The sequence below is a fragment of the Streptomyces sp. NPDC038707 genome, from assembly GCF_040636485.1.
Classification (GTDB): domain Bacteria; phylum Actinomycetota; class Actinomycetes; order Streptomycetales; family Streptomycetaceae; genus Streptomyces.
Genome location: NZ_JBEZUP010000016.1, coordinates 175,655 through 186,411, shown reverse-complemented (window position 1 = coordinate 186,411; position 10,757 = coordinate 175,655). Strand labels below are relative to the sequence as shown.

Annotated in this window: 4 protein-coding genes, 1 tRNA gene and 1 rRNA gene; 5 read left to right on the top strand and 1 reads right to left on the bottom strand. The window is 69.9% G+C overall.

Going from position 1 to position 10,757, the window contains the following annotated elements; genetic code table 11:
- From rrf to AB0E62_RS22930, 3 genes are all read left to right on the top strand, one after another.
- A 5S ribosomal RNA gene (gene rrf, locus AB0E62_RS22940) occupies positions 1-105 on the top strand; the annotation flags it as partial.
- A 114-nt stretch (positions 106-219) separates the two neighbouring features.
- On the top strand, positions 220-882 hold the full coding sequence (locus AB0E62_RS22935; RefSeq protein ID WP_362196708.1) for a DegT/DnrJ/EryC1/StrS family aminotransferase: 663 nt from the start codon (positions 220-222) through the stop codon (positions 880-882).
- An 83-nt stretch (positions 883-965) separates the two neighbouring features.
- Positions 966-1,038: transfer RNA gene (locus AB0E62_RS22930), tRNA-Thr, on the top strand.
- Between the two features lie 49 nt (positions 1,039-1,087).
- On the opposite strand, the gene AB0E62_RS22925 is transcribed toward AB0E62_RS22930, so the two are convergent.
- On the bottom strand, positions 1,088-3,847 hold the full coding sequence (locus AB0E62_RS22925) for a SpoIIE family protein phosphatase (protein WP_362196689.1): 2,760 nt from the start codon (positions 3,845-3,847) through the stop codon (positions 1,088-1,090).
- Positions 3,848-4,257: 410 nt separating this feature from the next.
- On the opposite strand from AB0E62_RS22925, the gene AB0E62_RS22920 reads away from it, so the two are divergent.
- Together AB0E62_RS22920 and AB0E62_RS22915 are read left to right on the top strand one after the other, a co-directional pair.
- Positions 4,258-9,711 (top strand): HAMP domain-containing protein, encoded by a 5,454-nt coding sequence (locus AB0E62_RS22920; protein ID WP_362196686.1) that lies wholly within the window; start codon positions 4,258-4,260, stop codon positions 9,709-9,711.
- A 283-nt stretch (positions 9,712-9,994) separates the two neighbouring features.
- On the top strand, positions 9,995-10,675 hold the full coding sequence (locus AB0E62_RS22915) for a response regulator (RefSeq protein ID WP_362196683.1): 681 nt from the start codon (positions 9,995-9,997) through the stop codon (positions 10,673-10,675).
- Positions 10,676-10,757: the final 82 nt, after the last annotated feature.

The window sequence follows — 10,757 nt, the reverse complement described above, 5'->3', positions numbered from 1 at the left end:
AGCGTGAGGGAAACGCCCGGTTACATTCCGAACCCGGAAGCTAAGCCTCACAGCGCCGATGGTACTGCAGGGGGGACCCTGTGGGAGAGTAGGACGCCGCCGAACAATTCTTGATAAAGGTCGGATCCTGAACTTCGGTTCGGGGTCCGGCCTTTTTTCATTGTGCGTAACGTGTCGTTCACGTTCCGCGCACAGCATCCTGGCATGGGAACTGCAGCGATGCTCAGGGCCGCAGGAGTCGGAGTCGGTGACGAGGTCGTCGTACCGGCCTTCGGGAACGTCGAAGTCGCCGAGGCGGTGGCGCTGGCGGGTGCGCTCCCGGTGTTCGCCGACATAGACCCGGTGACCTACTGCCTCGCTCCGGAAGCGGTCGAGGCGGCCCTGACTCCCCGTAGCACGGCGGTCGTTGTCGTACACCGCTTCGGACGGCGGGCCGACATCCGGCGGTTGCACGCGCTGGGCCGGCGGCACGGACTGCTGGTGCTGGAGCAGGGCGAGTCCGAGGCGCCGTACGACGAGATAGCCCAGCGCAGGCAGCGGGCCGCCTATCTGGACGCCAGACTCAAGGGTGTCCGGACGCCGGACAGCGGGAGCGGGCACACCTACCAGCAGTACGTCGTACGAGTGCCGGGGAACGGCCGGCCCGACCGGGACGCCTTCGCGCGTGCCCTGCGGGCCAGGGGAGTGGCGTGCCGGGTGCCGGTGAAGACGCCCGTGCACCGGCTGCCCGCCTTCCGCCGGTGCGTCTCGTTGCCGGAGACCGAGCGGGCCGCCGGCGAGACGCTCGCGCTGCCCGTCGACGCCGCGCTCACCAAACGCGACATGCAGCGGACGGCCGCCGCCTGCAATGCCCTCGGCGGCCTGCTTCAGCCCGCCTTCTGACCGGGCCCGAACGAATTTGGGAACTGCGGCCGGTTCGGGGTACAGTTTCTCTGTCGCCGCGAGGGAAACCTCGAAAACGACAGGCCCCTATAGCTCAGTCGGCAGAGCGTCTCCATGGTAAGGAGAAGGTCAACGGTTCGATTCCGTTTGGGGGCTCCGCCGAAAAAGGCCCCACCCTTCCGGGTGGGGCCTTTTTCGTGCTTCTTCACGCCAGCTGGTGAATACCCGGAACGCGCATTGCCAGAATCGCCATGTCGTCGGACGGGGCGTCCGAAGCGAAACGTTCGACCGCGCGCATGATGCGGGCCGCGACCGCACCCGCTGTCAGCCCCGTGCACGTGGTGAGGACATCGGCAAGGCCGTCGTCGCCCAGCATGCGCGAGCCCTCACGGCGTTCGGTGACCCCGTCCGTGACGCAGAGCAGCACGTCTCCCGGGTCGAGGGTGACCGTCTCCTCGTAGAGTTCCAGGTCCTCGATGACGCCCAGCAGCGGCTGCGGTTCGGCCGCGGCCGTCACCGTGCCGTCCTGGCGCAGGCGCAGCGGGAGCGGATGACCGGCGCAGACCACCTTCAGCTCGGCGCTGCCGTCCTTCTGCGGGCGCAACTCTCCGTAGAGCAGCGTCAGGAAGCGGCTGCGGTCCCCCTCGTCCAGGATCGCGGAGTTCAGGCGCTGCAGGACCGCCGGGCCGGACAGGCCCTCGCGGGCCAGCAGGCGCAGGGCGTGCCGGGCCAGTCCGGTGACCGCCGCCGCGTTGGGGCCCGTACCGCAGACGTCGCCGATGGCGAAGCCGTACGCGCCGTTGCCGATGGGGAAGAGGTCGTAGAAGTCGCCGCCGACCTCGTTGCCCTCGCCCGCGGCGCGGTAGATGACCTCGACCTCGACGCCGTCGATCTGCGGCAGGCCCGGCGGGAGCAGGCTGCGCTGGAGCGACTGGCTGATGGCCGTGCGCTCCGAGTACAGGCGGGCGTTGTCCAGGGCGAGGGCGGCCCGGCGGCTCAAGTCCTCGGCGAGTTCCAGGATCTCCTGGCGGAAGTGCTCGTCGGTGGGCTTGCCGAGGGTCAGCATGCCGATGACGCGGTTGCGGGCGACGAGCGGCAGGACCACGGTCTCCCCGCCGACCGCGGACGCCGTGGCGAGCGTCGGGCCGATGCCGGAGGCGATCCGGTGCGTGGGCCCGCCGGACAGGCCCAGGCTGCGCATGGAGCTGCGCAGGGCCGCCTGGTGGGCGACCTCGCCCGGGGCCGTCCAGACCCGGGCACCGGGCGTCGGCACCGGGTCCGGCGGCGGGATCTTCGCCAGCAACGACTTGATGCCGTCGATGAGTTCCTCGTCCTCGTGCAGGACGTACGACAGATACGCCTCGGAGGCCTGGTCGGCGATCGTGTACACCGCGCACCAGGTGGCGAGGGTCGGGACCGTCATCTGGGCCATCAGGGCGAGCGTCTGGTCCCGGTCCAGGGTGCCGGCCAGCAGGTCGGAGGCCTCCACCAGGAAGCTCAGCGAGCCGCGGCGCAGCCGTTCCAGCTCGCCGAGGCGGGCCGACTCGACGGCCAGCGCGATCCGGTCGGCGGCGAACTGGAGGCGCAGCGCCTCCTCGTTCGTGTACCGGCCGGGCGCTTCGGCGGCGACGCCCAGGGAGCCGGTGAGGCGGCCCTCGACCTTCAGCGGGACGGTGACCACCGAGCGCATGCCGGTGCCGGCGAGCAGCGGCACGGCACCGGGGACGGCGGCCAGGTCGTCGTGGACGGCGGGCATGCGGGCGGAGCCGTAGCGGCCGGGGCCCGCCTCGACCGGCACGCGCGCGAAGCGCTGGCGGGCGGAGGGCAGTCCGGTGGAGGCGCGGACCTCCAGTTCCGTCTCGTCGTCGGTGGCCAGCAGCAGGAACGCGGAATCGCCGTCGAGCATGTCGCGGGCGCGTTCCACGGTGCGCTGGAGCAGCCCGTCGAGGTCGTCCGGGGCGGGGGAGCCGATGAACACCTCGAAGGGGTCGGTGTTCTGGCCGTCGGAGGACGGGGACTGGTCGCCGGCCGGGACGCGCGGCGGCGACTGCAGGACGGCGCGTTCGTGGTCGCGGACCAGCAGGCAGACCGTCGAGGGTTCGCCGCCGGTGTCGCGGACGCGCAGGTGGGAGGCGTACACCTGGGCCACGCGGCCGTCGGAGCGGCGGATGCCGTAGGTGCCCTCCCAGCGGGAGAGCTGGAGCGCCTCGGCGATGCCGGTGCCGGTGCCCGGGGTGTGCGGCCAGGCCGCCAGGTCGGTCAGGGGCTTGCCGATGACGTCGGAGGCCGGGTAGCCGAACAGTTCCTCGGCGTCCTCGTTCCAGGCGCTGATGCCGCCCTTGCGGTCGATCTGGAGGACGGCGACGCGGACCCGCCCGTCGGCCAGCGGCAGCAGATCGGCGGGCAGGGCTGGTCCCGCGGTGCGGGTGCCGACCGGGCGCTCGGGCAGGTCGAGCTGGAACCAGACGTTCTTGTGGGTGGGGGTGTAGTCGACGCCCCAGCGGGTGGCCAGGGCCGCGCACAGCTGGAGGCCGCGGCCGCCCTCGCGGTCGGGGCTGCCCATGGAGACCGCGGAGCTCTGGAGGGGGACCTCGCGCTCGGGGTAGCGGTCGGAGACCTCGATGCGCACGCCGTCCTCGGTGCGCAGGCACAGCACGTCCGCGTGCGTGCCGGCGTGGACGACGGCGTTGGTGACGAGTTCGCTGGTCAGGACGACGGCGTCGTCCACGATGTCGGCGAATCCCCAGCCCTGGAGGGTGTCGCGGACGAAGGACCGGGCGGTCGCGACCGATCGCCCGACGGGTTCGAAACTGGCAGCCGCACGCGCGGTGATCACGGAACTCCTCGGCCGGTTGTCGGCAGGCAGGGCTGTGTCGCCGGGCGGCTCGCGCCGCTGCTGCGGCATCGATTCGCCCGTCGGCTGTGGCTCCGGGGGCTGCCCCCCGGGGATCAGTCCGGTGGTCATGGTGTCCGGCCGCCCCTCCGATGCCCGCTCGTACTCGTGCCACCGCCCAGGCCGGTCGGACCGGTGCGGCTGGACAGCCGCATGCAAGGTTACTTACCTTCGCGGTCCGGGCGGATGCCGGTCTTCGGTGTTTACGCCCTCAGGGTGTGCGGACGATGTGCGAAGCTGCCGAACTGTTATGGCCGGGTTCGGCCGGGGTGAAACACTGGGCAAGCTTCTGATGAAGGTCGGGCCGGGCCGCGTGTGCCGGCCGCACGGCGGGCAGCAGCCCTTGGTGTGGCCGGATCCCGTCTGGCGGACATACGCAGGAGTAACCGGTACGCGGACGCGATCGGTATGCCGGTGACCGGCACGCCGGGCCGAAGCGGCCGAGCACAGCAGTAACGGTCTACCCCTCCGGGAGGGACACAGTGGAGTCTGGCGCGGCGACGCGAGGCACGAAGACGCGCGCGAAAGGCGGACCGTCCCTGGGCAGGAGCGGCGGCACCACGACCGTCGACACGGCCGCCCTGAACCGGCTGCTGGCGGCCCTCGTGGCGATGCGGGACGGGAACTTCCGCAAGCGGCTGACGGTTTCCGGGGACGGCGTGATGTCGGAGATCGCGGCCGTCTTCAACGAGGTGGCCGACCGGAATCTGCATCTGACCGGTGAGCTGTCGCGGGTGCGGCGCATGGTGGGGCGTGAGGGAAAACTCACGGAACGGCTGGAGACGGGCGCCTGCGAGGGCTCCTGGGCCGCCGCCATCGAGCACTCCAACGCGCTGGTGGACGACCTGGTCTGGCCCGTCTCGGAGGTCAGCCGGGTGCTCACGGCGGTCGCCGAGGGTGATCTGTCGCCGCGCATGGAGCTGCGGACACAGGCGCCGGACGGCGGTACGGGGCATCCGCTGCGCGGGGAGTTCCTGAAGGTCGGCCGGACCGTCAACAACCTGGTGGACCAGCTGTCGACGTTCACGGACGAGGTCACGCGCGTGGCCAGCGAGGTCGGCACCGAGGGCAAGCTCGGCGGGCAGGCCCGGGTGCGCGGGATGTCGGGTTCGTGGAAGGACCTGACCGAGTCGGTCAACACGATGGCGGACCGGCTCACCGCCCAGGTGCGGGACATCGCGCTGGTGACCACGGCGGTCGCCAAGGGCGATCTGTCCCGCAAGGTGACCGTGCACGTCGCCGGCGAGATGCTGGAGCTGAAGAACACCGTCAACACGATGGTGGACCAGTTGTCGGCCTTCTCCTCCGAAGTCACGCGGGTGGCCCGGGAGGTGGGCACCGAGGGCATCCTGGGCGGCCGGGCGCAGGTGCCCGGGGTGGCCGGCGTGTGGAAGGAGCTGACCGACTCCGTCAACACGATGGCGGGCAACCTGACCGCGCAGGTCCGGGGGATCTCGCAGGTGACGACAGCCGTCGCCAGCGGTGATCTGTCGCAGAAGGTGACGGTTCCGGCGCGGGGCGAGGTGGCGCGGCTCGCCGAGACGATCAACCAGATGACCGAGACGCTGCGGATCTTCGCGGACGAGGTCACCCGGGTGGCGAACGAGGTCGGCGCGGAGGGACGGCTCGGCGGGCAGGCGAACGTGCCGGGCGCGGCCGGTACGTGGAAGGACCTGACGGACTCCGTCAACACGGTGTTCCGGAACCTGACGACGCAGGTGCGGGACATCGCGACGGTGACGACCGCCGTGGCCAACGGTGATCTGTCGCAGAAGGTCACCGTGGACGTGGCCGGCGAGATGCTGGAGCTGAAGAACACCGTCAACGGCATGGTGGACCAGCTGTCGGCGTTCGGTGCCGAGGTGACCCGGGTCGCGCGGGAGGTCGGTGTCGAGGGCGAGCTGGGCGGCCAGGCGCAGGTGCCGGGCGCGGCGGGCACGTGGAAGGACCTGACGGACTCCGTCAACACCGCGTTCCGCAACCTGACCGGTCAGGTGCGCAACATCGCGCAGGTGACGACGGCGGTGGCGAACGGTGATCTGTCGCAGAAGGTCACCGTGGACGTCTCGGGCGAGATGCTCCAGCTGAAGAACACCGTGAACACCATGGTGGACCAGCTGTCGAGCTTCGCCGACCAGGTGACGCGGATGGCCCGGGACGTGGGTACGGAGGGCCGGCTGGGCGGTCAGGCCCGGGTGGACGGCGTCTCGGGGACGTGGAAGGAGCTGACGGACTCCGTCAACTTCATGGCCGGCAACCTGACGTCGCAGGTGCGGCAGATCGCGCAGGTGACGACGGCGGTGGCGCGCGGTGACCTGTCGCAGAAGATCGACGTGGACGCGCGCGGCGAGATCCTCGAGCTGAAGAACACGATCAACACGATGGTCGATCAGCTGTCCGCCTTCGCCGACCAGGTGACGCGGGTCGCGCGGGACGTGGGGACCGAGGGGCGCCTGGGCGGTCAGGCGCAGGTGCCCGGTGTCGCCGGTGTGTGGCGGGACCTGACCGACTCCGTGAACGGCATGGCGGGCAACCTGACGGCGCAGGTGCGCAACATCGCGCAGGTCGCCACCGCGGTGGCGCGCGGTGACCTCTCCCAGAAGATCACCGTGGACGCGCGCGGGGAGATCCTGGAGCTGAAGAACACGCTGAACACGATGGTGGACCAGCTGTCGTCGTTCGCCGACCAGGTCACGCGGGTGGCCCGTGAGGTGGGTACGGAGGGCATCCTCGGCGGTCAGGCCGAGGTGCAGGGGGTCTCCGGCACCTGGAAGGACCTCACGCAGTCCGTGAACTTCATGGCGAACAACCTGACGATCCAGGTGCGCAACATCGCCGAGGTGACGACGGCGGTCGCGAAGGGCGATCTGTCGAAGAAGATCACTGTGGACGCGAAGGGCGAGATCCTCGAACTCGTCACGACGGTCAACACGATGGTCGATCAGCTCTCGAGTTTCGCCGAGCAGGTGACCCGGGTGGCCCGTGAGGTGGGCACCGAGGGCATCCTGGGCGGTCAGGCGCACGTGCCGGGCGTCACGGGCATCTGGAAGGACCTCAGCAACAACGTCAACCTGATGGCCAACAACCTGACCATGCAGGTGCGCAACATCTCGCAGGTGGCCGCGGCCGTCGCCAACGGCGACCTGACGCGGCAGGTGACGATCGAGGCGCGCGGCGAGGTGGCGCAGCTCGCCGACACCATCAACACGATGGTCAAGACGCTGAGTTCGTTCGCCGACCAGGTCACCAAGGTGGCCCGCGAGGTGGGCACGGACGGCATCCTGGGCGGCCAGGCGCATGTCCCGGGCGTGGCCGGCACCTGGAAGGACCTCACCGAGTCGGTGAACCAGATGGCGTCCAACCTGACCGGCCAGGTGCGCAACATCGCCATGGTCACCACGGCCATCGCCAAGGGTGACTTGACGAAAAAGATCGACATTGACGCCCGGGGCGAGATCCTGGAGCTGAAGACGACGATCAACACGATGGTCGACCAGCTGTCCAGCTTCGCCGAGGAGGTCACGCGCGTGGCCCGCGAGGTGGGCACGGAGGGGCAGCTGGGCGGCCAGGCACGCGTGCGTGACGTGGACGGCACCTGGCGCGACCTGACCGAGTCCGTGAACGAGATGGCCGAGAACCTGACCCGGCAGGTGCGGGCCATCGCGCGCGTGGCGACCGCGGTGACCCGGGGCGACCTGAATCTGAAGATCAACGTGGACGCGGCCGGCGAGATCCAGGAGTTGCAGGACTACATCAACAAGATGATCGCCAACCTGCGCGACACCACGATCGCCAACAAGGAGCAGGACTGGCTCAAGGGCAACCTGGCCCGTATCTCCTCCCTCATGCAGGGCCGCCGGGACCTGGAGGACGTGGCCTCGCTGATCATGAGCGAGCTGACGCCGGTGGTGTCCGCGCAGCACGGCGCGTTCTTCCTGGCGATGCCGCTGATGGAGGGCAAGGGCGTCGGCAACGGCGAGGACGACTACGAGCTGCGGATGCTGGGCTCGTACGGCTACTCGATGGGCTCCATGCCGACGTCGTTCCGGCCCGGTGAGGCGCTGATCGGCACGGCCGCCCAGGAGAAGCGCACGATCCTGGTGGACAAGGCGCCCAGCGGTTATCTGAAGATCTCCTCCGGGCTCGGCGAGGCCCCGCCCGCGCAGGTGATCGTGTTGCCGGTGCTGTTCGAGGGCAAGGTGCTCGGTGTGATCGAGCTGGCGTCGTTCACGCCGTTCACGCAGATCCAGAGGGACTTCCTCAACCAGATCGCCGAGATGATCGCGACCAGCGTCAACACCATCTCGGTCAACACCAAGACCGAGAAGCTGCTCAAGCAGTCGCAGGAGCTGACCGAGCAGTTGCGGGAGCGGTCGGCCGAACTGGAGAACCGGCAGAAGGCGCTGCAGGCCTCCAACGCCGAACTGGAGGAGAAGGCCGAGCTGCTGGCCCGGCAGAACCGGGACATCGAGGTGAAGAACACCGAGATCGAGGAGGCCCGGCAGGTCCTGGAGGAGCGCGCCGAGCAGCTCGCGGTGTCGATGCGCTACAAGAGCGAGTTCCTCGCCAACATGTCGCACGAGCTGCGCACCCCGCTCAACTCGCTGCTGATCCTGGCGAAGCTGCTCGCGGACAACGCCGAGGGCAATCTCTCGCCGAAGCAGGTGGAGTTCGCCGAGACGATCCACGGCGCGGGCTCCGACCTGCTCCAGCTGATCAACGACATCCTGGACCTGTCGAAGGTCGAGGCGGGCAAGATGGACGTCTCCCCGACCCGGATCGCGCTCGTCCAGCTCGTGGACTATGTGGAGGCCACCTTCCGGCCGCTCACCGCGGAGAAGGGCCTGGACCTGTCCGTGCGGGTCTCCCCGGAGCTGCCGGCGACCCTGCACACCGACGAGCAGCGGCTGTTGCAGGTGCTGCGCAACCTGCTGTCCAACGCGGTGAAGTTCACCGACTCCGGTTCGGTGGAGCTGGTGATCCGGCCGGCCGGCGCGGACGTGCCGGACTCCATCCGGGAGCAGTTGCTGGAGGCCGGTTCACTGGCCGATCCGGACGGCGAGCTGATCGCTTTCTCGGTGACGGACACCGGCATCGGCATCGCGGCCAGCAAGATGCGGGTGATCTTCGAGGCGTTCAAGCAGGCGGACGGCACCACCAGCCGCAAGTACGGCGGCACCGGTCTCGGGCTGTCGATCTCGCGGGAGATCGCGCAGCTGCTCGGCGGTGAGATCCACGCGCAGAGCGAGCCCGGGCGCGGCTCCACGTTCACGCTCTACCTGCCGCTGCACATGAGCGAGCTGCCGCCGCAGGGCTACCAGCAGTCCGCGCCCGCCCTGGAGGCCGGGGACCTGGTCGCCTCCGAGGCGCGGCTGTCCTCGGAGCTGTCCGCGGTGGAGATCGAGACGCCGGCCGAGGTGAAGTCGTACCAGGAGACGCAGAACGGGCCCGCCGCGCTGTTCCGGCGCCGGCGGCGCGCCCTGCCCCAGGAGACGCAGCGGACCGAGCAGTGGACGGCCGTCCCCGAGCAGGAGCAGCCCGCGCAGCCCGCGGTGCGGTTCGGCGGCGAGAAGGTGCTGATCGTCGACGACGACATCCGCAACGTGTTCGCGCTCACCAGTGTCCTGGAGCAGCACGGCCTGTCGGTGCTGTACGCCGAGAACGGCCGGGAGGGCATCGAGGTCCTGGAGCAGCACGACGACGTGGCGGTGGTGCTGATGGACATCATGATGCCCGAGATGGACGGGTACGCGACGACCACGGCGATCCGCCGGATGCCGCAGTTCGCGGGCCTGCCGATCATCGCGCTCACCGCGAAGGCGATGAAGGGCGACCGGGAGAAGGCGATCCAGTCGGGCGCCTCCGACTACGTCACCAAGCCGGTCGACCCCGATCACCTGCTGTCGGTGATGCGCCAGTGGATGAGGCCGGCGTGAGCCGGGCGGGGTGGCGCGCCGGGGCGCGCCGGGACGCCGGGGGACCCGCGGCGCGCGCGGGGAGCTGCTGCATGATGGGGGCCGGGGAACACGCGGGAATCCCGGATTCCGGGAACCATCCGGGATCCCGCCGCGTTTCCGGTACGTGCACAGTGACATCGCGGTGACAGGGTGTGGCGACAGGCGGGGTGCGGCTACGATGACCGGCACAAGGACGGGCGGCGAAAGGGAGTCGTCCCCTGGGGCGGCGCCCGGTGTACCGCCGGGGCGAGGAGGGCGGGCCATGGTGCAGAAGGCCAAGATCCTCCTGGTCGATGACCGGCCGGAGAATCTGCTGGCGCTGGAGGCGATCCTCTCGGCGCTCGATCAGACGCTGGTGCGGGCATCGTCCGGGGAGGAAGCGCTCAAGGCACTGCTCACGGACGATTTCGCGGTCATCCTGCTGGATGTCCAGATGCCGGGCATGGACGGTTTCGAGACGGCCGCGCACATCAAGCGGCGGGAGCGGACGAGAGACATCCCGATCATCTTCCTCACGGCCATCAACCATGGCCCGCACCACACCTTCCGGGGTTACGCGGCGGGCGCGGTGGACTACATCTCCAAGCCGTTCGACCCGTGGGTGCTGCGCGCGAAGGTCTCCGTCTTCGTCGATCTGTACATGAAGAACTGCCAGCTGAGGGAGCAGGCGGCGCTGCTGCGGCTCCAGTTGGAGGGCGGCGGCAGGGACGGGGCGGCCGGCAAGGAGTCGGCCGGGCTGCTCGCCGAGCTGTCGGCGCGGCTCGCGGCGGTCGAGGAGCAGGCGGAGGCGCTGTCCAAGCAATTGGACGACGACTCCGCGGACGCGGCGGCGGTGGCCACGGCGGCCCATCTGGAGCGCAAACTCACCGGTTTGCGCCGCGCTCTGGACGCCTTGGAGCCGGGCACGAGCGGTGGCGGTGCGGCGGTGCCGTCGCAGAACTGACCGAGCCCGTTCCGCACGTGCGGATGAGGGCGCGTCAATTTCCCTCCCTGACAGGCACGACACGAACGGGTGAAGCTGTGGG

Coding starts and splice junctions, on each gene's coding strand:
- AB0E62_RS22935 (WP_362196708.1), top strand. CDS start 220: ATGCTCAGGGCCGCAGGAGTCGGAGTCGGTGACGAGGTCGTCGTACCG.
- AB0E62_RS22915 (WP_362196683.1), top strand. CDS start 9,995: ATGGTGCAGAAGGCCAAGATCCTCCTGGTCGATGACCGGCCGGAGAAT.
- AB0E62_RS22925 (WP_362196689.1), bottom strand. CDS start 3,847: ATGACCACCGGACTGATCCCCGGGGGGCAGCCCCCGGAGCCACAGCCG.